This is a genomic window from Streptomyces sporangiiformans, from assembly GCF_005768555.2.
Taxonomy (GTDB): Bacteria; Actinomycetota; Actinomycetes; order Streptomycetales; family Streptomycetaceae; genus Streptomyces; species Streptomyces sporangiiformans.
Map to the genome: position 1 here is coordinate 63,760 of NZ_VCHX02000153.1, position 22,167 is coordinate 85,926.

A 22,167-nucleotide genomic window follows, 5' to 3' on the forward strand; every position below is an offset into this window, starting at 1 on the left:
CTTACTTCTCCTTCTTGGCGCCGTAGCGGGAACGGGCCTGCTTGCGGTTCTTGACACCCTGGGTGTCGAGGGAGCCACGGATGATCTTGTAGCGAACACCCGGCAGGTCCTTCACACGGCCGCCGCGCACGAGCACGATGGAGTGCTCCTGCAGGTTGTGTCCCTCACCCGGAATGTAAGCGGTGACCTCGATCCCGCTGGTCAGACGCACACGCGCGACCTTACGCAGGGCCGAGTTCGGCTTCTTCGGGGTGGTCGTGAACACACGCGTGCAGACGCCACGGCGCTGAGGGGAACCCTCAAGTGCGGGCGTCTTGTTCTTCTCGACCTTGTCCTGCCGGCCCTTCCGGACCAGCTGCTGGATCGTAGGCACTACTTCTCCGGTTTCTGTGTGCCGAATCGTAAAGCTAACCTGGAACGTCGCCGACCCACGCGGTCGGGTGTGTCGAATCCTGCAGACTCCCGCCGCAAGGCGAAAAGGGCGCAAAATTACGGTGGCCAGTGACGGCTCCCTCTGCGGTCTGAAGGCACGCACGGGAGCCAGGGCACACCCCAGGCACAAGGTCTGAGCGTACCTACCTCAGGGACTTCGGTCAAAACAAATGCAGTCCAGCGCGACACGCCGGACTTCTCGGCGGCGAATCACGACCCGAGTGCCCTCCCAATGCACCCGAAGTGCGCCCGAAGCGCCCCCTCGTGTTTCCGTTTGTGAGCCCCTGCACACGCATTGGGTGTTCATGCCATACGCACATTCAGTACCTTGATCGGTCCGCTGCGTGACGATCGGGGGCCGTATGACGGAGGCGTACTTACCGGGCGGGGGCCTGGACGACCAGGTGCCCTTTCTGGCCCGGCTGGAGCGCGAGGAGCGCACGGCGCTGCTGGCACTGGGACACGAGCTGGGTTTCTCGCCCCGTGTCGTGATCCTGCATGAGCGCGAACCGTCGTCGCATGTCCTCCTCGTCGTCGAGGGCTGGTCCAAGGTGACCGCGGCCGCACCCAACGGTTATGAGGCGCTGCTCGCGCTGCGTGGTCCCGGCGACATCATCGGCGAGTCCGCCGCGCTGACCGGGCGACCGCGCTCGGCGACGGTGACCGCGCTGGAACAGGTGCGCGCGGTCGCAGTGGAACGCGAGCGCTTCACCGACTTCCTCACCCACTCGCCCGCGGTGTCGTTCGCTCTGCTCGGCCTCACGTCCGACCGCACACGCGCGGCCGACCGACGGCGGCTGGAGTTCGCGTCCATGAGCGTGCGGGAACGATTCGCCGTCCTGCTGCTGGACCTGGCCCGCGCCCATGGCCGTCGTACCGCCGAGGGCATCGAGCTCTCCGTGCCCCTGAGCAAGCAGGAGCTGGCCGGATCCGTCGGCGCGTCCCGCGAGATGGTCCAGCGCTTGCTGAAAGAGCTGCGCACGCGCCAGGTGGTGACCACCGGCCGACGCACGCTGCTCATCGCCCGTCCGGACATCCTGCGCCGCATCGCCCGCTCCGAGCATCCGGATTTCTGAGCTCTCAGCCCAGGGACTTCAGCCCGGGCGCTTCAGCCCGGGCGCTTCAGCCCGGGCGCTTCAGTGCACACGGTCACAGTTCGAGTGCGTCATCCTCCCTCACGGCTCCGGGCCGTTCGTCGCCAAGCTGCTGCACGGCACAGCTTCCCCGGCCGAGAGGTGACCATGACCGACCCCGTGAGCAGGACGATCCTTCTGCTCGACATTGAGAAGTACAGCGACCGGGACGATGTGGAGCAGGCGTATCTGCGCCGCATGCTCTACGGCATCACGGACCGCGTTCTGGAAAGCGCCGGCATCGATGAGACCCGGCGCCTGCGCGCCGACCGCGGCGACTCGGTCATGGAGCTGATCGACGCCGGTGCCTCGATGACCGCGCTGCTCCGCGCCCTGCTGACCGAGGCGCCTGTGGAACTGCGTGCGGTGAACCGCACGGCGTCGAAGTCCGCGCAGATCAGGCTGCGAGCCGTGCTCGCCACCGGGTACGTCGCGATCGACGAGCTCGACGGCTGGGTCGGATCCGACCTCAACCACGCCTGCCGGCTGCTCGACGGCGCCGTCCTGCGCACGGCGCTGAGGGAGCGCCCGGACGACTTCGCCCTGTGCGTCTCGGAGAGCGTGCACCACGGAATCGTCCAGCACGACTATCCGGGCATCCCCAGGGACGACTTCCACGCGGTCACGATGTCCAGCAAGAACGGGCCCCTGCGGGCGTGGCTGCACGGGCCGGTGCCTGAGGACGCGAAAGCCGCCGAGGTCGCCGACGTTCCCGATGTCGCCGAGGGCGCCGAGGATCAACCCGCCGCGCCGAGCCAACCGGCCGCGTCTTCCAGCCCCGCCTCCGCCCCCGCCTCCGTCAACTTCTTCGGCGGCTCCCCTTCCTTCGGCGGCAGCTTCGTGAACGGCGACCAGCACGGTGTGTCCGGCGGAACCGTGCACGGAGATGTGCACCTCGGAGGCAGCGGCTCCGGCGGACGGGGTGAGCGGGAATGACGACCGAAGCCCCGGATTCCGAGAGCACCGAGCACGCCGACAACGCCGAGACCACCAAGAACACCGAACACGCCGAGAACAAGGAGGAAGAACAGGATCGACCGCAGGACGCGTGGTCCGCCCGACGGGACCTGGTGGACCACAGCCCGAAGTCCATGCACGTCGGCGCCAACTCGCGCTTCGGCGGCAGCCTGGTCGCCGGAGACCAGCACGGCGTGTCCGGCGGCCTGGTCGCCGGAGACGTGATCATGGGCGGCAAGACGGAGATCTATCACTTCGGGGTCTCCGCCGCGGGCGGCCATGGCTCCGGCGAGGTGCCACCAGCGACGCTGGACCGTCTCGCCCCGTACTTCGTCGCCGAAGAGAGCGTCTTCGAGGGCCTTGTGACACGGCTTCGTACGGAACGTGTCGTCGTACTCTCCGGCCCCCACTTCACCGGCCGGCGTACCGCCGCCCTGATGCTGCTCCACCGCCTCGGTGTGTCCCCGGTCCGCACCCTGGTCCGCGACACCACTCCGGAGCAGCTCGTCCAGCAGCTCAGCGACGACAAGCACCCGGCGCGCGGATATGTGCTGTGCGATCTGACCACCCGCCGCGACCAGCCGCTGCGGGAACCGCATCTCCTCGCCGCTCGCGATCAACTGTCCAAGGACGACGGCTACTTGGTCATCACCGTCGGCCCCACGGCGGCCCTGGAGGACATTTCCCCCGTCCGCTGGAAGCCGCCGAGCCCCGGCGACGTGCTGACGGCGCACCTGCGTGTGCTGACCGACGAGGCCACGGCACACCGGCTGCTGACGCTGCCCGCTGTCGCGGAATTCCTCGGACGCGACCACCAGTTGCGCGAAGTCGCGGAGTTCGCGAAGACCCTCAAGCGGTACGCGGACGGGGAGGTCGACGAGGCAGCCGTCAGGAACTTCTCGCTGTTCAGCCTCGAAAACCAGGTCCAGGAGTGGTTCGAGGAGGACGAGGAGCAGGTCCCCTTGCGGGACAAGGCGTTCCTCGTCGCGCTGGCCGCCTTCGACGGAGGCCCGTACGCCCTCACGGCCGAGCTGAGCGACCTGCTCTACGCCTTCCTCCAGGGCACCGAGAACTCCGCTGTCCGCCCGCGGGTCCCCGTCTTCGGGACACATATCGGCAAGCGCCTGCAACTCGCGCGCGCCGAGCGCTTCAAGGAGGAGGAGAGTACGGAGTGGGGCCCGGTCATCCAGTCCAAGGCCGCCTTCCGCGACGACCGCGTCTCGCTCGTCCTGCTGCGCGAGGTGTGGACCGGCCACCCCTCGGCCCGGCCCGCCCTGGTCCACTGGCTCCAGCGGCTCGCCGACGACGGAAGGCCCCTGGTCCGCACCCGCGCGGCGTCGACCGTCGCCGTCCTCGCGTACACGGACCTGCCCTCCACCATGGCCCTGGTCATCGAACCATGGGCCACGTCCCGCCTGTTCCGCCGACGCCTCGTCGCCGTCAACGCGTTGACACTCGCGCATCTGCTCGACGCACCCAACATCCCGCGCATCCTCGACGCCTGGTGCGAGAGCGACGACGAAGGCATGTGCTGGGTGGCGATCCGCGCGTACGGGCTGATCGGCGCGGAGCGGCCGGAACAGACACTCGCCGCGCTCCGGAACGCCATCCGCAAGCAGTACGAACGACCGGGGCACGACGGCGACAGCAACAGGGACGGTGACGGGGACGGGGACGGCGTTGACGATCTCATGGTGAAACAGCTCGCGCAGTCGGTGGAGTTGCTGCTGCTCTCGCCCGCCGGTGACCAGGTCCTCACTGAACTGCTGCGCACGCTCGACGACGACCGGGCCGTCCACGACCTCGCCCTGAGCGGCTTCCTCAGCGCGTGTCGGCGGCGAAAGGACGACGAGCGGCACGGGCAGCCGCTGGTTCTCGACTGGTACGCCACCTCGGCGGCGGACGGCGGCCGCGCGGCCGGGGGCATCGCACGGCTCTGGCGCGCGGCGCTCGACGACCGCCGGCACACGCGGGACGCGCTCGAGGAGCTGACCGCGTGGATCCATACCGCCGACCGGGACCCCGAGGCGGAAAGGGCGCTCGCCCGCCTGCTGCCGAGCCTGGCCGGCACCGCTGCCGAACACCAGCGCCTGAGTCATCTGCTGCGCACCATGCGCGGCGAGGACAGTCCGCCCCCGCCGGACGTCGCGGCCCGTCTGCTCACCACTCTTTCGGCCCGCCACTGAACGGCCGTTGAGCCATCGAACCGCACGCCCCACCCCGTCGACGTACGAACCCGCCAAGGAGGCAAGCGTCATGGCTGACTTCCGCCAGCCGCCGGACTGGCAGCAACCCGCCGGCCGGCACTCACCCCTGGTCGATCCCGTCATCACCGTGCGGCAGCTCTCGCGGTTCGGGTTCTCCCGCCGGTCCCTGACCCGAATCGATCACGCCCTGGTCTTCTCCACCTCCAAGGGCGGATACGAGGCCTATCCGCCGCCCCTGCGGCCGAGCCGCGGAGAGGTGGCCACGAAGCGCTACACCGCGGTGTACGAGGTGGACATGGGCGTCCACCCCCACCAGGCCGAACTCTGCCTGCCCAGCGACAACGACGCCTTCGAGTTCACGGCCGCCGTCGATCTGTCCTGGCAGGTGGTCGATCCTGCCGCCTTCGTGCGGAGCGGCCACCGGGACGTGCCGGTCCTGCTTCTCGGCGAACTGCAGCAGGCCGCTCGCCCCCTCACCCGCCGCTTCGCCATTCATGACAGCGCCAGAGCCGAGGCGGAGTTGCTCAGCGTCCTTGCCGGGCAGGCCTCGCCCGGTGCGACCGCCGGTCTGACTGTGATCTGGACGCTGCGGCTCCGCCGTGATCAGCAGGAGATCGACCACCAGCAACGCCTGCAGTCCATCGAGCATGCCTCCGCCGAGCAGATACGCACCGAGCAGAGCGGTATCGAGTACGACATCGCGCTCGACCGGCGCACCCGCCACCAGGACGAACTCCAGGTCGGGCGGGCCATGGATCACGGCCGGCTGGACCAGGAGCTCACGCTCCAGCGACAGAGGTGGCAGCAGGAGCAGGACCTGCTGCGGATCCGTCATCAGACAGAGCTCCAGCGGGAGGAGGCCGAGAAGATCGAGCACTACCAGAAGTACCTGGAAGAAGGCGGCGTCCGGGCCTGGGCCATGCATCTCAACGCGCATCCCGAGGACTCGAAGCTCGTCATCAACAGCATGCGCGACGATCAACTCCGGCTGATCGAATCCAAGATGGAGCTGGTGAAACAGCTGCTGGGCGGCGACGGCGCCGAGGACTACGAGCTGGAAGCACCCAAGCAGATGGCCCTGGAGGCCTTGTACGAGATCTTCAACCAGCGCCTTCCGGGGATACCTCAAGGCCAGTCGCCGGCTCCCCCGCCGGGTACCCTCTCACCGTCATCAGAGGTGGCGCCGCGAGAGGACTCCCCCTCATGACCGGCGCGGACTCCCGGATTCGCGTTCCCGCGCCGGTTCCCCCGCCGGTCCCCGTGGCCGTGCCCGCGCCGGGCTTCGGCACAGCGGAACACCTGCTCGCCGACCTGCGCTCCGAGATCGCCCGCGCGGACGCCAAAGCAGCCGTACTGGTGGCTGCCCTCGGCGTGGCCGCGGGCGTCTTCAGCGGACTGCTGGCCACGCGAGAGTGGACACCGGCCGACCTCTCCGCGCTCGGCGGTTCGGCGTGGTGGTCAGGCGTGTTCGCGCTGGCCCTGGCACTTCTCGCGCTGCTCATGGCCGTACTGCCGCGCTACGGCAGCCGCAGGTGGGCACCGGGCACCCCGTTGTCGTACTTCGGTGACATCCAACAGGCCGCGCTCAGCGGCCACTTGGCGCAAGCACTGGCCGAGACCGAGAGTGTCCCGGCGGCCGGCGCGATCGCGGCCCTGACCGAGAACAGCCGTATCGCCGCGCGCAAACACCAGTGGATACGCACCGGGCTGATCGCCTTCGGCGCCGCCGTTGTGCTGCTCCCCGGCTCCCTGCTCATCGGCTGACGTCCCCGTACCGCGAAGTGACGTCCCCCTCTCGGAGGCTGACCATGCCGTACCCGACCGATCCCCCGCACCCGGAACCCCAAGACACCGACGAGGCGCGAGACGACCTCGACTACCGCCACAAGAGCGGCCGGCTCCACTTCGCCGCCCACCAGCGCGGCGTCGATGCCACGGCCTTCGGCCAGCTCGTCCTCCACCTCCCCGGCACGGTGATGAGCCTGCTGGTGCTCCTCCTGATATCCGGCGGCCTCGACGCCTGGCTGGGGGTCCCGCTGTGGATACCGCCGCTGATCTGGCTGGCCTCCGGGGCCTTGGTCTTCCACCGCCCCACCGAGGACTTCCTCGCCCGCTACCTCCTGCGGCTGCAACGCCCCATGCCCGAGGAGTACGCACGCCTCGATCCCGTCTGGCGCGAGGTGACCGCACGCGCCGGCGTCGACGGCCGGACGTACGAGCTGTGGGTCGAGGACAGCCAGGACCTCAACGCGTACGCGGCCGCCGGGCACATCGTGGGTGTCACCCGGTTCGCCCTGGACCACCTGTCGAGCTCCCAGCTCGCCGCGGTCCTCGCGCACGAACTGGGGCACCACACCGGCGGCCACGTGTGGACCTCGCTGCTGGGCTACTGGTACGCGCTGCCGGGTCGCGCCGCGTGGTACGTCATCCGGCTGGTCGTCGTGTTCGCCGTGGCGCTCACCAGCTACTTCTCCTGGCTGGCGACCGCGGTACTGGTGTTCGTGATCGGCATCGTCACGTACTCCACGATCACACAGCTCTACGGTCTCCCCCTCGTGCTGCTGGTGACCCCGTATCTGATCGCGGCCGTGGGACGCCGGGCCGAGCTGCGCGCGGACCGGCACGCCGCCGCGCTGGGCTTCGGCCCGATGCTCGCGCAGGTGCTGCAGACCATGCATGCGACCGAGACCGAGGCCAAGCGGCAGGCTCTGGCCGCCGCCGGGGCACGGCCCGCCGAACCCGGGCTGTTCGCCCGGCTGCTCTCGACGCATCCCGACTACCCGACCCGGCTGCATCGTCTGAGGCCGTACCTGCAGCCGCGCCGGTAGCGGCAACGCCGAAGGGCGGCCACCCCGAGGGGTGACCGCCCTTCAACTCAAGCAGACGCTCGCTTACTGGTTGTACGGACCGTAGTCGTAGTCCTCCAGCGGAACGGCCTGGCCGGAGCCCGTGCCGAACGGCGAGTAGTCGATGTCGTCGTAGCCGACGGCCGAGTACATCGCGGCCTTGGCCTCCTCGGTCGGCTCGACCCGGATGTTGCGGTAGCGGGACAGGCCCGTACCGGCCGGGATGAGCTTACCGATGATGACGTTCTCCTTGAGGCCGATCAGGGAGTCGGACTTGGCATTGATCGCCGCGTCCGTGAGGACCCTGGTCGTCTCCTGGAAGGACGCCGCCGACAGCCACGACTCGGTGGCCAGCGAGGCCTTGGTGATACCCATCAGCTGCGGACGGCCGGAGGCCGGGTGGCCGCCTTCCTGGACCACACGACGGTTCTCGGTCTCGAACTTCGAGCGCTCCACGAGCTCGCCGGGCAGCAGCTCGGCGTCGCCGGACTCGATGATCGTCACGCGGCGGAGCATCTGCCGGATGATGATCTCGATGTGCTTGTCGTGGATCGACACACCCTGCGAGTTGTAGACCTTCTGCACCTCGCCGACCAGGTGGACCTGAACGGCCCGCTGACCGAGGATGCGCAGCACGTCGTGCGGGTTGGTGGCACCCACGGTGAGCTTCTGGCCCACCTCGACGTGGTCGCCCTCGCCCACGAGCAGACGGGCACGCTTCGAGATCGGGAACGCCGTCTCGTCGCTGCCGTCGTCCGGGGTGACGACGATCTTCTTGGTCTTCTCGGTCTCCTCGATCCGGACGCGGCCGGAGGCCTCGGAGATCGGGGCGACACCCTTAGGCGTACGAGCCTCGAAGAGCTCGACGACACGGGGCAGACCCTGGGTGATGTCGTCACCGGCCACACCACCGGTGTGGAAGGTACGCATCGTCAGCTGCGTGCCGGGCTCACCGATGGACTGGGCGGCGATGATGCCGACCGCCTCACCGATGTCGACCAGCTTGCCGGTGGCCAGCGAACGGCCGTAGCACATGGCGCAGGTACCGACGGCGGACTCACAGGTCAGGACCGAGCGGGTCTTGACCTCCGCGACGCCGTGGCGGACCAGTTCGTCGATGAGCACGTCGCCCAGGTCGGTGTTGGCCGGGGCCAGCACCTTGCCGTCGGCGACGATGTCCTCGGCCAGCGCACGTGCGTACACGCTGGTCTCGACGTTGTCCGCCTTGAGCAGGTTGCCCGCCGCGTCCCGCTCCGCGATCTGCAGCCTGAGGCCACGGTCGGTGCCGCAGTCCTCCTCGCGGATGATGACGTCCTGGGAGACGTCGACCAGACGACGGGTCAGGTAACCCGAGTCGGCCGTACGCAGAGCGGTGTCCGCCAGACCCTTACGGGCACCGTGCGTGGAGATGAAGTACTCCAGCACGGAGAGACCCTCACGGAACGACGCCTTGATGGGCCGCGGGATGGTCTCGTTCTTGGCGTTCGACACCAGACCACGCATACCGGCGATCTGACGCATCTGCATCATGTTCCCTCGGGCGCCCGAGTTCACCATCATGAAGATCGGGTTGGTCTTCGGGAAGTTGTCGTTCATCGCCTCGGCGACCTCGTTGGTCGCCTTGGTCCAGATCGCGATGAGCTCCTGCGTGCGCTCGTCCTTGGTGATCAGACCGCGCTCGTACTGCTTCTGGACCTTCTCGTCCTGCGCCTCGTAGCCCTTGACGATCTCCTTCTTCGCCTCGGGAACGACGACGTCGGAGATGGCGACGGTGACGCCGGAACGGGTCGCCCAGTAGAAGCCGGCCGCCTTCAGGTTGTCGAGCGTCGCCGCCACGATGACCTTGGGGTAGCGCTCGGCGAGGTCGTTGACGATCTCGGAGAGCTGCTTCTTGCCGACCTCGTAGTCGACGAACGGGTAGTCCTCGGGCAGCAGCTCGTTGAAGAGCGCACGGCCCAGCGTGGTGTTCAGCCGGAAGCTGTCACCCTGCTGCCACTCCGGCTCGCCCTCTTCCCGTGCCGGCGGGGTCCAGCCACGCGGCGGGATGGTGCCGACGGGGAAGCGGATGTCGATCTTCGACTGGAGCGAGAGCTCGCCCGCGTCGAAGGCCATGATCGCCTCGGCGGCGGAACCGAAGGACCGGCCCTCGCCCTTGACGTCCCGCATCTCGCCGTCGGTGGTGAGGAAGAACAGACCGAGGACCATGTCCTGGGTCGGCATCGTCACCGGACGGCCGTCAGCGGGCTTGAGGATGTTGTTCGAGGACAGCATCAGGATGCGGGCCTCGGCCTGCGCCTCCGCGGACAGCGGCAGGTGCACGGCCATCTGGTCACCGTCGAAGTCCGCGTTGAACGCGGTGCAGACGAGCGGGTGGATCTGAATGGCCTTGCCCTCGACCAGCTGCGGCTCGAAGGCCTGGATGCCGAGGCGGTGCAGGGTGGGCGCACGGTTCAGCAGCACCGGGTGCTCGGCGATGACCTCTTCGAGGACGTCGTACACGACGGTGCGGCCGCGCTCCACCATGCGCTTGGCGCTCTTGATGTTCTGCGCGTGGTTGAGGTCCACGAGCCGCTTCATCACGAACGGCTTGAAGAGCTCCAGCGCCATCGCCTTCGGCAGACCGCACTGGTGCAGCTTCAGCTGCGGGCCGACGACGATCACGGAACGCGCCGAGTAGTCGACTCGCTTACCGAGCAGGTTCTGACGGAAGCGACCCTGCTTGCCCTTGAGCATGTCGGACAGCGACTTCAGCGGACGGTTGCCGGGGCCCGTGACCGGGCGACCACGACGGCCGTTGTCGAAGAGCGCGTCGACGGCCTCCTGGAGCATGCGCTTCTCGTTGTTCACGATGATCTCGGGCGCGCCGAGGTCGAGAAGCCGCTTCAGACGGTTGTTGCGGTTGATCACACGGCGGTACAGGTCGTTCAGGTCGGAGGTCGCGAAGCGGCCACCGTCCAGCTGCACCATCGGACGCAGGTCCGGCGGGATCACCGGCACGCAGTCGAGCACCATGCCCTTGGGGCTGTTGCTGGTCTGCAGGAACGCGGAGACGACCTTGAGGCGCTTGAGCGCACGGGTCTTCTTCTGCCCCTTGCCGGTACGGATGATCTCGCGGAGGCGCTCGGCCTCCTCGTCGAGGTCGAAGGACTCCAGGCGCTTCTGCAGCGCCGCGGCACCCATCGAACCGTCGAAGTACGTGCCGAAGCGGTCACGCAGCTCGCGGTAGAGGAGCTCGTCGCCCTCCAGGTCCTGGACCTTGAGGTTCTTGAAACGGGTCCACACCTCGTCGAGACGGTCGATCTCGCGCTGCGCGCGGTCACGCAGCTGCTTCATCTCCCGCTCGGCACCTTCGCGCACCTTGCGGCGCACGTCGGCCTTGGCGCCCTCGGCCTCGAGCTCGGCCAGGTCGGTCTCGAGCTTCTTGGCGCGGGCCTCGAGGTCGGCGTCGCGACGGTTCTCGATCTGCTGACGCTCGACGGAGACGTGCGCCTCCAGCGAGGGCAGGTCGCGCGTACGGCGCTCCTCGTCCACGTACGTGATCATGTACGCGGCGAAGTAGATGACCTTCTCGAGGTCCTTCGGGGCGAGGTCGAGCAGGTAGCCCAGCCGCGACGGAACGCCCTTGAAGTACCAGATGTGGGTGACGGGAGCGGCCAGCTCAATGTGGCCCATCCGCTCACGACGCACCTTGGCGCGAGTGACCTCGACGCCGCAGCGCTCGCAGATGATGCCCTTGAAGCGGACACGCTTGTACTTGCCGCAGTAGCACTCCCAGTCCCGGGTCGGACCGAAGATCTTCTCGCAGAAGAGTCCGTCCTTTTCGGGCTTGAGCGTGCGGTAGTTGATGGTCTCCGGCTTCTTGACCTCGCCGTGGGACCACTGTCGGATGTCGTCCGCGGTCGCCAGGCCGATCCGCAGCTCGTCGAAGAAGTTGACGTCGAGCACTTGTCGTCAATCCCTCTTTCGGGGTCGTGTCTCAATCATGGTCTGTACGGGTCGGGGGGCCGGCGGAGAGCTTCCGGGACTTCTGTGGAAGCCCTCCGCCAGACCCGTCAGACCTCTTCGACGCTGCTCGGCTCGCGCCGGGACAGGTCGATACCGAGCTCCTCCGCGGCGCGGAAGACGTCCTCATCCGTGTCGCGCATCTCGATGGACATACCGTCCGAGGACAGCACCTCCACGTTCAGGCACAGGGACTGCATCTCCTTGATGAGCACCTTGAAGGACTCGGGGATGCCGGGCTCGGGAATGTTCTCGCCCTTGACGATGGCCTCGTAGACCTTCACGCGGCCGGTCACGTCGTCGGACTTGATGGTCAGCAGCTCCTGGAGGGCGTACGCGGCGCCATAAGCCTCCAGCGCCCACACCTCCATCTCACCGAAGCGCTGACCACCGAACTGGGCCTTACCACCCAGCGGCTGCTGGGTGATCATGGAGTACGGCCCGGTCGAGCGAGCGTGCAGCTTGTCGTCGACCAGGTGGTGGAGCTTGAGGATGTACATGAACCCGACGGAGATCGGGTCCGGGAACGGCTCGCCGGAGCGGCCGTCGAACAGACGCGCCTTACCGGTCGGGAGCACCATGCGCTCTCCGTCGCGGTTCGGGATGGTGTGCTGCAGCAGACCGGCGAGCTCGTCCTCACGCGCACCGTCGAAGACGGGGGTGGCGACGTTGGTGCCCGGGTCGACCTGGTCGGCGCCGATGACCTGCAGGCGCTGCGCCCACTCGTCCGCGAGGCCGGAGACGTCCCAGCCGCGGCTGGCGAGCCAGCCGAGGTGGATCTCCAGGACCTGTCCCGGGTTCATTCGGGACGGGACACCCAGCGGGTTGAGGATGATGTCGACCGGGGTGCCGTCCTCCAGGAACGGCATGTCCTCGATCGGCAGGATCTTGGAGATGACGCCCTTGTTGCCGTGACGGCCGGCGAGCTTGTCACCGTCGGTGATCTTGCGCTTCTGCGCCACGTACACGCGCACCAGCTGGTTCACACCGGGGGGAAGCTCGTCGCCCTCCTCGCGGTCGAAGACGCGCACGCCGATGACCTTGCCGGTCTCGCCGTGCGGCACCTTCAGCGAGGTGTCGCGGACCTCACGGGCCTTCTCACCGAAGATCGCGCGCAGCAGGCGCTCCTCCGGCGTCAGCTCGGTCTCACCCTTGGGGGTCACCTTGCCGACGAGGATGTCGCCGGCGATGACCTCGGCACCGATGCGGATGATGCCGCGCTCGTCGAGGTCGGCGAGGACCTCCTCGGAGACGTTCGGGATGTCCCGGGTGATCTCCTCGGGGCCGAGCTTGGTGTCACGGGCGTCGACCTCGTGCTCCTCGATGTGGATCGAGGAGAGGACGTCGTCCTGCACGAGGCGCTGCGACAGGATGATCGCGTCCTCGTAGTTGTGGCCCTCCCACGGCATGAAGGCGACGAGCAGGTTCTTGCCCAGCGCCATCTCGCCTTCCTGGGTGGCCGGACCGTCGGCCAGAACCTGGCTCTCGACGACCCGGTCGCCCTCGTTGACGACAACCTTCTGGTTGACCGAGGTGCCCTGGTTGGAGCGGGAGAACTTGGCCACGCGGTACGTGGTGTACGTGCCGTCGTCGTTGGCCACGGTGATGTAGTCCGCGGAGACCTCCTGGACCACACCCGCCTTCTCGGCCTTGATGACGTCACCGGCGTCGACGGCGCAGCGGTACTCCATGCCCGTACCGACGAGGGGGGCCTCGGCGGTGATCAGCGGCACGGCCTGACGCATCATGTTCGCGCCCATGAGGGCACGGTTGGCGTCGTCGTGCTCGAGGAACGGGATCATGGCGGTCGCGACCGACACCATCTGGCGCGGGGAGACGTCCATGTAGTCCACGTCGTCACCGGCGACGTAGTCGACCTCGCCGCCACGGCGGCGGACGAGCACGCGCGCCTCTTCGAACCGCATGTCGTCCGACAGCGGCGCGTTGGCCTGGGCGATGACGAAGCGGTCTTCCTCGTCGGCGGTCAGGTAGTCGACCTCGTCGGTGACGAAACCGTCGGTGACCCGGCGGTAGGGCGTCTCGACGAAGCCGAACGCGTTGACCCGGCCGTACGAGGCGAGCGAGCCGATCAGGCCGATGTTCGGGCCTTCAGGGGTCTCGATCGGGCACATGCGGCCGTAGTGCGAGGGGTGCACGTCACGGACCTCGAAGCCGGCCCGCTCACGGGAGAGACCACCCGGGCCAAGAGCCGACAGACGGCGCTTGTGGGTGAGACCGGACAGCGGGTTGTTCTGGTCCATGAACTGGGACAGCTGGCTGGTGCCGAAGAACTCCTTGATGGAGGCGACGACCGGCCGGATGTTGATCAGGGTCTGCGGCGTGATCGCCTCGACGTCCTGAGTCGTCATGCGCTCACGCACGACGCGCTCCATACGAGCCAGACCCGTACGGACCTGGTTCTGGATGAGCTCGCCGACGTTGCGCAGACGACGGTTGCCGAAGTGGTCGATGTCGTCGGTCTCGACGACGATCGAGGTGCCGGCGTCGCCCATGACGGTCTCGGTCTCACCGGCATGCAGCTTCACCAGGTACTTGATCGTCGAGATGATGTCCTCGACGGTCAGGATCCCGGCGTCCAGCGGGGCGTCGCCGCCCAGCTTCTTGTTGACCTTGTAGCGGCCGACCTTCGCGAGGTCGTAGCGCTTCGGGTTGAAGTAGAGGTTCTCGAGCAGCGTCTGCGCGGCCTCGCGGGTCGGAGGCTCGCCCGGACGCAGCTTGCGGTAGATGTCGAGCAGCGCGTCGTCCTGGCCCTGGGTGTGGTCCTTCTCCAGGGTGGCGCGCATGGACTCGTACTCGCCGAACTCCTCGAGGATCTGCTCGGTCGTCCAGCCGAGCGCCTTGAGCAGGACGGTGACGGACTGCTTGCGCTTGCGGTCGATGCGCACACCGACCATGTCGCGCTTGTCGATCTCCATCTCCAGCCAGGCACCCCGGGACGGGATGACCTTCGCGGAGAAGATGTCCTTGTCGGACGTCTTGTCGATGGAGGAGTCGAAGTAGACACCCGGCGAACGGACCAGCTGGGACACCACGACACGCTCGGTGCCGTTGATGACGAAGGTGCCCTTGTTCGTCATGAGCGGGAAGTCGCCCATGAAGACGGTCTGGGACTTGATCTCGCCGGTCTCGTTGTTCGTGAACTCGGCCGTGACGAAGAGCGGGGCGGCGTACGTGAAGTCGCGCTCCTTGCACTCGTCGATGGAGTTCTTCGGGGGCTCGAAACGGTGGTCGCGGAAGGTCAGCGACATCGACCCGGAGAAGTCCTCGATCGGGGAGATCTCCTCGAAGATCTCCTCCAGGCCGGACTTGGTGGGGACGTCCTGTCCACTGTCCAGAGCCGCCTCGACACGAGCCTTCCACGCGTCATTACCGAGCAGCCAGTCGAAGCTCTCGGTTTGCAGCGCAAGAAGGTTCGGAACCTCGAGGGGCTCCTTGATCTTTGCAAAGGAGATGCGCAGCGGGGCGGTGCTGGCGCCGTTGTTCGTATTCGCGGTCGAGGCAGTGCGCGAGGCGGCCAAGAGGGGGTCCTTCCGAGGGCTCGGACTCACTACGCGCGTACCGGTCCCTAGCCGGGCACAGAGAAAGAAATCCCAAGTCAGGGCTATTTCTTTTCACCATGCTCAAGCGAGGGCATGCCCCTGGTGACGGGCAGGAGGCAGCTAACAGGCAGCGCAAAGGGTCAGTGTAGCCACTCGGCCCACTGATGTCCAGTGCGGGTTTTTGGAGACCCTCGTTGTTCTCAACACCTGCTGCAAGCCACGCCCTCGATGCACATCGATACTGCCCTCTTCGCCGCCGATCCATGCCTCGGATCCGGATCGTTGTGACGACGCGTCCTGAGAATTGCGCGCTGCGTGCGGTTCGTCAAGGCCCCCAAGCCCTAACCGGGTGCTGCCATCGTCACTTGCAACCCGTCTTGCTACCCGTCTTGCTGCCCGTCACGGGGAGAGTCGGGCACAACGAAGATCACCATACTCGTCGCGACCGACAGTGCAAGGGAGCCGCCACCGCGCCCCCTCGAACGCGAAGAGCGACCACCCAGATGGGTGATCGCTCTTCAGTGCGTCCGCGTTACAGCCCTACGGGAGAGCCGTGGTCACGGCAGTCGCTGTGGGCCCGTGGGCCGCACAGGGAGACTTACTTGACCTCGACGGAGGCGCCGGCGCCCTTGAGGGACTCGGCGGCCTTCTCGGCGGCGTCCTTGGCGACCTTCTCGAGGACCGGCTTCGGAGCGCCGTCCACGAGGTCCTTGGCCTCCTTCAGACCCAGGGAGGTCAGCTCACGCACGACCTTGATGACCTGGATCTTCTTGTCGCCGGCGCCGGTGAGGATGACGTCGAACTCGTCCTGCTCGGCCTCGGCCTCGGCCGGGGCGACGGGGCCGCCCTGGACGGCAACGGCGGCCGGAGCGGCAGCGGTGACGTCGAACTTGTCCTCGAACGCCTTCACGAACTCGGAGAGCTCGATGAGGGTCATCTCCTCGAACTGCGCGAGCAGGTCTTCCTGGCTGAGCTTCGCCATGATGGGCGATCCTTCCACTAATTCGGCTGGTGCCGGATGTACATGTCGGCGGGCGTACGTTGGGCCCGCTTCGACCGTCCGCCTCAGGCGCGCTGCCTCAGGCCGCGGTCAATGTGCGAGCCGAATTACTCGGCACCGCCCTGCTCGGCCTTCTTGGCACGAAGCGCTTCCGCGGTGCGGACGAACTTCGAGGGAAGCGCCTGGAAGAGCGCGGCAGCCTGGGACTGCTTGCCCTTCATGGCGCCCGCCAGCTTGGCGAGCAGAACCTCGCGGGACTCGAGGTCCGCAAGCTTCTTGATCTCGTCGGCGGACAGCGCCTTGCCGTCAAGGACACCGCCCTTGATGACGAGAGCGGGGTTGTCCTTGGCGAAGTCACGCAGACCCTTCGCCGCCACGACCGGGTCACCGGTCACGAAGGCAACAGCGGTCGAGCCCTTGAGGTGCTCGTCCAGCTGGACCCCGGCCTCCTTGGCCGCGATCTGGGTCAGCGTGTTCTTCACCACTCGGTACTGAGCGTTCTCGCCGAGAGAACGGCGGAGCTCCTTGAGCTGCGCCACGGTCAGTCCGGTGTAAGAAGTGACAACAGCGGCGTTGGAGTCACGCAGCTTCCTGGTGATCTCTTCGACGGCTGCGACCTTGTCGGACGTCGCCATGAGCCTCGGCCTCCTTCCGGGGTGATGATCCTCGACTGACCTCTCGATCAGCCGCACGTAGCCGGACCGCCTGAATCAGGCACGCGAGGAAGGGGCTCGACTTCAAAACGAAACGCCCCGGCGCAGGCGCACGGGGCGTGAACTCGACCGGACATCCCTTACGGGAGGCGGGAGCACTTCCACAGTCACCTACGCGGGTCGTCCGCAGTTCAGCGGATCCTTCGGCCGCTGTGCCCTCGTACGAGCACACAGCAACGACCAGCGGTCTTTGGCTTCCCGGGAAGAATACGCGACCGGTCGAGTACCAAGCAAATCCGCCCGGACGGGGACCGTCCGGGCGGATGCTCAGCTCTTTTTCCCGGCCGTCAGCTCTGGGCGTCGGCCATCATCTCGGCCAGGTCGACGGTGTCCTTGGCGGGCGGCGCCTCGACCGTCACCGGCTTGTTGTAGTCGAGGAAGGTGATGGTCATGTCGAGCGGCCCCTTGTCGGCGTCGCCCCGCATGCGGAACTGCTTCGTGTGGTCCTCGCCGTCGATCCACATGTCCATCGTGAGCTTGTCGACGCCCAGGTCCATGAACTGGTCGAAGCGCCGCTCCAAGGTGGCGTCGTCCTCGTCCTGCAGTGACTTCCGGAGCTCCATCATCGTGACCGTCCCCTTGTAATGGGTCGTCTCCACACCGTCGACGGTCTCGGTGCCGATCTCCTTCACGTCCTTGGAGCCAGTCAGGAACGTGGACTGGTCGGCGGGGTTCTTCTTGGCCTGGCCGCCCAGCGGGCTGTTGCCGATCCCCTTCTCGGCGCCCAGCGAGGACATGTCGATCTTCATCCAGCTCTTGCCGTCCAGCATTTCGGCGGCCGCGGCGCCGCCCCCGATGTACATCACCTTGTCGACGAGACGGATCTCGGCCGTCCCGTCCGCCCCCTGGTCGAGCGCCGTCACCTTCATGCTCATGGCCACCGTGGGCTTCGTCCGCATGCCGGCCTCGGCCTTGATGCGGCCTTCCTCCGGGGTCCGCCCGGTCATCCGGTACCGGAAGGAGGTGATGTCCTCCGTGTTCTTCGCCGCCTTGGCCACGGCCGCGGCGGGCGTCATACGCGGAGAGTCCCCCTCCGAGCTCCCCTTCCCCGAGGACCCGCATGCGGTCGCGCCGACAGACAGGAACGCGGCGGCAAGAACGGCACCGGCCGCTCTGTGCCGTACGGAGCCGCGTACGGAAAACATCATGAGTCCCCCCAGGAACATCTGACCGATCAGTGAGCAGAGCGCGACTTTATCCCAGTCGCACCATTTCGGCGGCCCGGTTTACGAGTCCCAGCAACTCGCGGCCTCACGCTGCGGGCTGATTCCGCATCAGGTCCTTGAAGTCGGCGGTGTCGCTCGCCGGCGGCTCCTCGGCGGAGACTTCCACCCCGTAGTCGCTGTAGTACGCCGTCGAGGACATCGAGCCGGTCGCCAGCTCGCCCTTCTCGGTCTTCTTGACCAGCAGGTCGTCGTCGTTGACCCAGATGTCGACCGTCTCGGTCGTCACTCCGGCGTGCTCCAACTGGCGCTTCATGTCGGCCAGTTGGTCCTTGGTGAGGTTCGAGTTCCGCCCGGCGAGATCCGCGACGTCCACCGTGCCCGAGTAGTGCGTGGTGTTCTGGCCGCGCACCTTCTCCTCGCCGACCTTCTTCACGTCGCCAGACGCCAGCAGGAGCTTCACCGACTGGTTCGGGGTGGTGTTCTGCATCTGGTCCCTCAGATACGCGCCCGAGCCCCCGGCGAGGTCCGTCAGGTCGTCGTACGCGTACCTGATCCAGTGCTTGCCGCCCGACTGCTCGGCGAACTTGTCGCCCATCTTCGCGTAGTAGGCGTCGGGCAGATAGCGGGCCTCCATCGACGTGGAGCCCAGCTGGCGCATCGTGTCCGACATCGTGCCGCCCGTGTAGGTGATCGTCACGGTGCCGGTGATGCCGTCGTCCCAGCCAAGGGCGCCGTCCGCCTTCATGGACATCATCGTGCCCATGGTCGTCGTGGACTCGACCTTGGCGGAGTCGGCGTTGTCGGTGTTCTTCTCCACGGAGCGCAGGGCCGCTATCGGGCCGGCCTTGTTCGTACCGTCACCGGCCTTGTCATCGGCCGCCTTGTCGCCTCCCCTGGAGCCCTTGGGGGAGTCCGAGCCGCTGCAGGCCGCCACCCCCGTCAGCGCGGCGGTCACCGCGATCGACAGGGCCACGCGACGCACGGTCGTGCTCTTCATTTGTCCCACCCCTATGCGATACCTGTGCCCCGCACGCTAGCGCAGGCCACTGACACGGATCCGAAAAATCCGCATTCACCAAAAAGGGACGGGCCCCGCACCTCGAAAGGTTGCGGGGCCCGCTGAGAACACCTACGCGTGCCGGCCTGCGGCTCGCGGCTGCCGTCGGATCAGACGGCGGCCGGGTCCTCCTCGACGAGGAGGTTGCGCGTGCGGTTCGGGTCGATCGGAATGCCGGGGCCCATCGTGGTGGTGATGGCGGCCTTCTTGATGTAGCGACCCTTGGCGGCCGACGGCTTCAGACGGAGGATCTCCTCCAGCGCGGCGCCGTAGTTCTCCACCAGCTTGGTGTCGTCGAAGGACACCTTGCCGATGATGAAGTGCAGGTTCGAGTGCTTGTCGACGCGGAACTCGATCTTGCCGCCCTTGATCTCGGTCACGGCCTTGGCCACGTCCGGGGTCACGGTGCCGGTCTTCGGGTTCGGCATCAGACCACGCGGGCCGAGGACACGGCCGAGGCGGCCGACCTTGCCCATGAGGTCCGGGGTGGCGACGACGGCGTCGAAGTCGAGACGGCCCTTCGACACCTCGTCGATGAGCTCGTCGGAGCCGACGATGTCGGCGCCCGCGGCGAGCGCGGCCTCGGCACGGTCACCGGTCGCGAAGACCAGGACCCGGGCGGTCTTACCGGTGCCGTGCGGGAGGTTCACGGTGCCACGGACCATCTGGTCGGCCTTGCGCGGGTCAACGCCCAGGCGGAAGGCGACCTCGACGGTGCCGTCGAACTTCGTCGTGGAGGTCTCCTTGGCGAGACGCACGGCCTCGAGCGGGGCGTACTGCTTCTCCCGGTCGATCTTGGCGTCCGCAGCGCGGAGAGACTTGCTGCGCTTCACTTCTACTCCTGAGTTCAGGTATGGAGTTCGTGGTGCGGACCAGCGCTGGCCCTACCACAGAGGTCTACGGGGTGTGATCAGCCCTCGACGGTGATGCCCATGGAGCGGGCGGTACCGGCGATGATCTTCGACGCGGCGTCCAGGTCGTTCGCGTTGAGGTCGGGCATCTTGGTGGTGGCGATCTCGCGGACCTGCGCCTCGGTGATCTTGGCGACCTTGGTCTTGTGCGGCTCGCCGGAGCCCTTCTCCACGCCCGCGGCCTTGAGGATCATCTTGGCGGCCGGCGGCGTCTTGGTGATGAAGGTGAAGGAGCGGTCCTCGTAGACCGTGATCTCCACCGGGATCACCCAGCCACGCTGCGACTCGGTCGCGGCGTTGTACGCCTTGCAGAACTCCATGATGTTGACGCCGTGCTGGCCCAGCGCGGGGCCGACCGGCGGAGCCGGGTTGGCGGCGCCGGCCTGGATCTGGAGCTTGATGAGCCCCGTGACCTTCTTCTTCTTGGGAGGCATTGCTCTCTCCGGGTCCTAGTGAGAGTTTCCAGCCGTCCGAACCGGATCATCCGGATGGAGGCATACCGCACAACGATAACGGGTATCCATGTGCGGCCAAAAACCGAGCAGGTCAGGCGGACGCTCGAGCGATCGCCTGACCTGGTCGGAAGCGGCTGTTCCAGCGGTTGCTAGTTCTTCTGGATCTGGTCGAAGGACAGCTCGACCGGGGTCTCGCGGCCGAAGATCTCGACAAGGCCCTTGACCTTCTTCGAGTCGGCGTTGATCTCGTTGATGGTCGCCTGCAGCGTCGCGAACGGGCCGTCGGTGACGGTGACCGAGTCGCCGACCTCGAAGTCGAGCACCTGGACCTCGACCTTGCGGGCCGGAGCCGGCTTGCCCTCGGCTTCGGCGGCCTCGCGGGCGGCCTTCTCCTCGGCCTCCGGGGCGAGCATCTTGACGATCTCGTCCAGCGTCAGCGGGTACGGGTCGTAGGCGTTGCCCACGAAGCCGGTGACACCGGGCGTGTTACGGACGACGCCCCAGGACTCGTTCGTCAGGTCCATGCGCACCAGCACATAGCCGGGGAGCTTGTTCTGGCGGACGGTCTTGCGCTCGCCGTTCTTGATCTGCGCGACCTCTTCCTGCGGCACCTCGGCCTGGAAGATGAAGTCCTCGACGTTCAGCGAGACGGCTCGCTGCTCGAGGTTGGTCTTCACGCGGTTCTCGTAACCGGCGTAGGTGTGGATGACGTACCACTCGCCGGGCAGCGTGCGGAGTTCCTCGCGAAGGGCGGCGATCGGGTCGACCGGCTCGGCCTCTTCCTCGGCTTCCTCGGTCTCGTCGGAGACGGCCAGGTCCGCGGCGTCCACGTCGCCCTCGCGGTCCTCGCCGGACTCGTCCTCGAGGTTCAGGGCAGCCTCTTCGGCGGCCTCGCCGGCTTCGGCGTCGGCAGCCTCGAACTCGTCCTTGGCGTCCGCGCCCTCGACGATGTCGAGCTCGTCGTCAACGGACTCGACCGACTCGCCGGCGTCGTTCAGGTTCGGGTCAGACACGGTGGCTGCTTCTTCCTGGATCATGGGGGTGGAACACGCGAAATGGGGCGCCGAGTACGGCGCCCTTCGCGCTTTGCTCAGCCGAAGACGTACTTGGCTGCCTTGTCGAGTCCAAAGTCAATCACAGTCACCAGACCGATCATGATGACAACGAAGACAATCACCACAGTGGTGTATGTCGTCAGCTGACTGCGAGTCGGCCAGACGACCTTGCGGAGTTCCGCGATGATCTGGCGGTAGAAGAGGGCGAGGCGCTTCAACGGACCCTTCTTGGCACGTTTGCCGCCCTTGCGGCCCTTCTTCTTGGACTCCGGCGCCTCATCCTGGGCATCAGGCATGTCGATGGAGCCCACGGCGTCCGTCACTCGTCCTCACCTGATTCCGGGTCGTGGCCGTGCCGCGCCCGGTTGAGCCGCACGGCGGGTGCATTGCAGTACGTACATGCGCACACTTCCTGGCGAAGGAGTGTGTAGCAGGGCCGGAGGGACTTGAACCCCCAACCGCTGGTTTTGGAGACCAGTGCTCTACCAATTGAGCTACGACCCTTTGTTTCCCCATCAACGTACCGCATCGGCCCGAGTGCTCGGTGTGCACCGGGTGAGTGCGGGCCGGTGAAGGCCAACGAGGTGAGAGTGTACGTGGTCGGCGGCCGGTCGTCGAACAGGAAGCGTCCGTACGGGCTTTGGCAGGGCCTGTTCAGTCTGTGAAACCCATG

General features: G+C 67.1%; 17 protein-coding genes and 1 tRNA gene. 6 read left to right on the forward strand and 12 right to left on the reverse strand.

The genetic code is table 11. The annotated features are described in order from the left end of the window. Position 1: 1 nt before the first annotated feature. Positions 2–373, reverse strand: coding sequence for a 30S ribosomal protein S12 (gene rpsL / locus FGD71_RS24170; RefSeq protein ID WP_003948652.1), 372 nt, complete (start codon positions 371–373; stop codon positions 2–4). Positions 374–794: 421 nt separating this feature from the next. Between rpsL and FGD71_RS24175 the strand changes: the two genes are divergently transcribed. From FGD71_RS24175 to FGD71_RS24200, 6 genes are all read left to right on the forward strand, one after another. Continuing rightward, positions 795–1,508 (forward strand): Crp/Fnr family transcriptional regulator, encoded by a 714-nt coding sequence (locus FGD71_RS24175; protein ID WP_119102608.1) that lies wholly within the window; start codon positions 795–797, stop codon positions 1,506–1,508. 165 nt (positions 1,509–1,673) lie between these two features. Then, positions 1,674–2,501, forward strand: a complete 828-nt coding sequence (locus FGD71_RS24180; RefSeq protein WP_119102609.1) for a hypothetical protein — start codon at positions 1,674–1,676, stop codon at positions 2,499–2,501. Beyond that, positions 2,498–4,708, forward strand: coding sequence for a hypothetical protein (locus tag FGD71_RS24185; protein WP_119102610.1), 2,211 nt, complete (start codon positions 2,498–2,500; stop codon positions 4,706–4,708). Before FGD71_RS24180 ends, FGD71_RS24185 begins: the two co-directional genes overlap by 4 nt. Before the next feature lie 70 nt (positions 4,709–4,778). Beyond that, positions 4,779–5,936, forward strand: a complete 1,158-nt coding sequence (locus FGD71_RS24190) for a hypothetical protein (RefSeq protein WP_119102611.1) — start codon at positions 4,779–4,781, stop codon at positions 5,934–5,936. Then, positions 5,933–6,493, forward strand: a complete 561-nt coding sequence (locus tag FGD71_RS24195; protein WP_219925798.1) for a Pycsar system effector family protein — start codon at positions 5,933–5,935, stop codon at positions 6,491–6,493. The genes FGD71_RS24190 and FGD71_RS24195 overlap by 4 nt, the downstream gene beginning before the upstream one ends. 44 nt (positions 6,494–6,537) lie before the next feature. Beyond that, positions 6,538–7,557, forward strand: coding sequence for a M48 family metalloprotease (locus FGD71_RS24200; protein WP_119102612.1), 1,020 nt, complete (start codon positions 6,538–6,540; stop codon positions 7,555–7,557). A gap of 63 nt (positions 7,558–7,620) precedes the next feature. Here FGD71_RS24200 and FGD71_RS24205 read toward each other — a convergent pair whose 3' ends face one another. From FGD71_RS24205 to FGD71_RS24260, 11 genes are all read right to left on the reverse strand, one after another. Continuing rightward, the gene (locus FGD71_RS24205) at positions 7,621–11,520 is read right to left on the reverse strand and encodes a DNA-directed RNA polymerase subunit beta' (protein ID WP_119102613.1); all 3,900 of its coding nucleotides are present in this window, start codon (positions 11,518–11,520) and stop codon (positions 7,621–7,623) included. Between the two features lie 107 nt (positions 11,521–11,627). Then, positions 11,628–15,116 carry a DNA-directed RNA polymerase subunit beta gene (rpoB, locus tag FGD71_RS24210; protein WP_119102614.1) on the reverse strand — a complete coding sequence of 1,163 codons (3,489 nt, stop codon included), beginning with the start codon at positions 15,114–15,116 and terminating at the stop codon, positions 11,628–11,630. A gap of 619 nt (positions 15,117–15,735) precedes the next feature. After that, positions 15,736–16,119: a 50S ribosomal protein L7/L12 gene (gene rplL, locus FGD71_RS24220; RefSeq protein WP_119102615.1), complete on the reverse strand. Its 384-nt coding sequence runs from the start codon at positions 16,117–16,119 to the stop codon at positions 15,736–15,738. A 125-nt stretch (positions 16,120–16,244) separates the two neighbouring features. After that, positions 16,245–16,772: a 50S ribosomal protein L10 gene (rplJ, locus tag FGD71_RS24225; RefSeq protein ID WP_119102616.1), complete on the reverse strand. Its 528-nt coding sequence runs from the start codon at positions 16,770–16,772 to the stop codon at positions 16,245–16,247. A gap of 365 nt (positions 16,773–17,137) precedes the next feature. Further along, positions 17,138–17,998 (reverse strand): SCO4651 family lipoprotein, encoded by an 861-nt coding sequence (locus FGD71_RS24230; protein ID WP_119102658.1) that lies wholly within the window; start codon positions 17,996–17,998, stop codon positions 17,138–17,140. 103 nt (positions 17,999–18,101) lie between these two features. Then, on the reverse strand, positions 18,102–19,013 hold the full coding sequence (locus tag FGD71_RS24235) for an SCO4651 family lipoprotein (RefSeq protein ID WP_119102617.1): 912 nt from the start codon (positions 19,011–19,013) through the stop codon (positions 18,102–18,104). A 170-nt stretch (positions 19,014–19,183) separates the two neighbouring features. Then, complete coding sequence (rplA, locus tag FGD71_RS24240; protein WP_119102618.1) at positions 19,184–19,906, reverse strand: 50S ribosomal protein L1; 723 nt, start codon at positions 19,904–19,906, stop codon at positions 19,184–19,186. Between the two features lie 77 nt (positions 19,907–19,983). Beyond that, complete coding sequence (gene rplK, locus FGD71_RS24245; RefSeq protein WP_016645192.1) at positions 19,984–20,418, reverse strand: 50S ribosomal protein L11; 435 nt, start codon at positions 20,416–20,418, stop codon at positions 19,984–19,986. Positions 20,419–20,588: 170 nt separating this feature from the next. Further along, entirely contained in the window at positions 20,589–21,452 is an 864-nt protein-coding gene (gene nusG / locus FGD71_RS24250; RefSeq protein WP_119102619.1) for a transcription termination/antitermination protein NusG, read from the reverse strand. Positions 21,453–21,529: 77 nt separating this feature from the next. Then, a complete protein-coding gene (secE, locus tag FGD71_RS24255; RefSeq protein ID WP_119102620.1) occupies positions 21,530–21,817 on the reverse strand; it encodes a preprotein translocase subunit SecE in 288 nt (95 codons plus the stop codon). A gap of 108 nt (positions 21,818–21,925) precedes the next feature. After that, a tRNA-Trp gene (locus tag FGD71_RS24260) sits at positions 21,926–21,998 on the reverse strand. Positions 21,999–22,167 lie beyond the last annotated feature (169 nt).

What these genes read in the sequence shown, in the direction of transcription:
- FGD71_RS24195 (WP_219925798.1), top strand. Translation starts at nt 5,933, where the DNA reads ATGACCGGCGCGGACTCCCGGATTCGCGTTCCCGCGCCGGTTCCCCCG.
- FGD71_RS24190 (WP_119102611.1), top strand. Translation starts at nt 4,779, where the DNA reads ATGGCTGACTTCCGCCAGCCGCCGGACTGGCAGCAACCCGCCGGCCGG.
- rplL (WP_119102615.1), bottom strand. Translation starts at nt 16,119, where the DNA reads ATGGCGAAGCTCAGCCAGGAAGACCTGCTCGCGCAGTTCGAGGAGATG.
- FGD71_RS24175 (WP_119102608.1), top strand. Translation starts at nt 795, where the DNA reads ATGACGGAGGCGTACTTACCGGGCGGGGGCCTGGACGACCAGGTGCCC.
- rplK (WP_016645192.1), bottom strand. Translation starts at nt 20,418, where the DNA reads ATGCCTCCCAAGAAGAAGAAGGTCACGGGGCTCATCAAGCTCCAGATC.
- FGD71_RS24180 (WP_119102609.1), top strand. Translation starts at nt 1,674, where the DNA reads ATGACCGACCCCGTGAGCAGGACGATCCTTCTGCTCGACATTGAGAAG.
- rplJ (WP_119102616.1), bottom strand. Translation starts at nt 16,772, where the DNA reads ATGGCGACGTCCGACAAGGTCGCAGCCGTCGAAGAGATCACCAGGAAG.
- FGD71_RS24185 (WP_119102610.1), top strand. Translation starts at nt 2,498, where the DNA reads ATGACGACCGAAGCCCCGGATTCCGAGAGCACCGAGCACGCCGACAAC.
- FGD71_RS24235 (WP_119102617.1), bottom strand. Translation starts at nt 19,013, where the DNA reads ATGAAGAGCACGACCGTGCGTCGCGTGGCCCTGTCGATCGCGGTGACC.
- FGD71_RS24230 (WP_119102658.1), bottom strand. Translation starts at nt 17,998, where the DNA reads ATGATGTTTTCCGTACGCGGCTCCGTACGGCACAGAGCGGCCGGTGCC.
- FGD71_RS24200 (WP_119102612.1), top strand. Translation starts at nt 6,538, where the DNA reads ATGCCGTACCCGACCGATCCCCCGCACCCGGAACCCCAAGACACCGAC.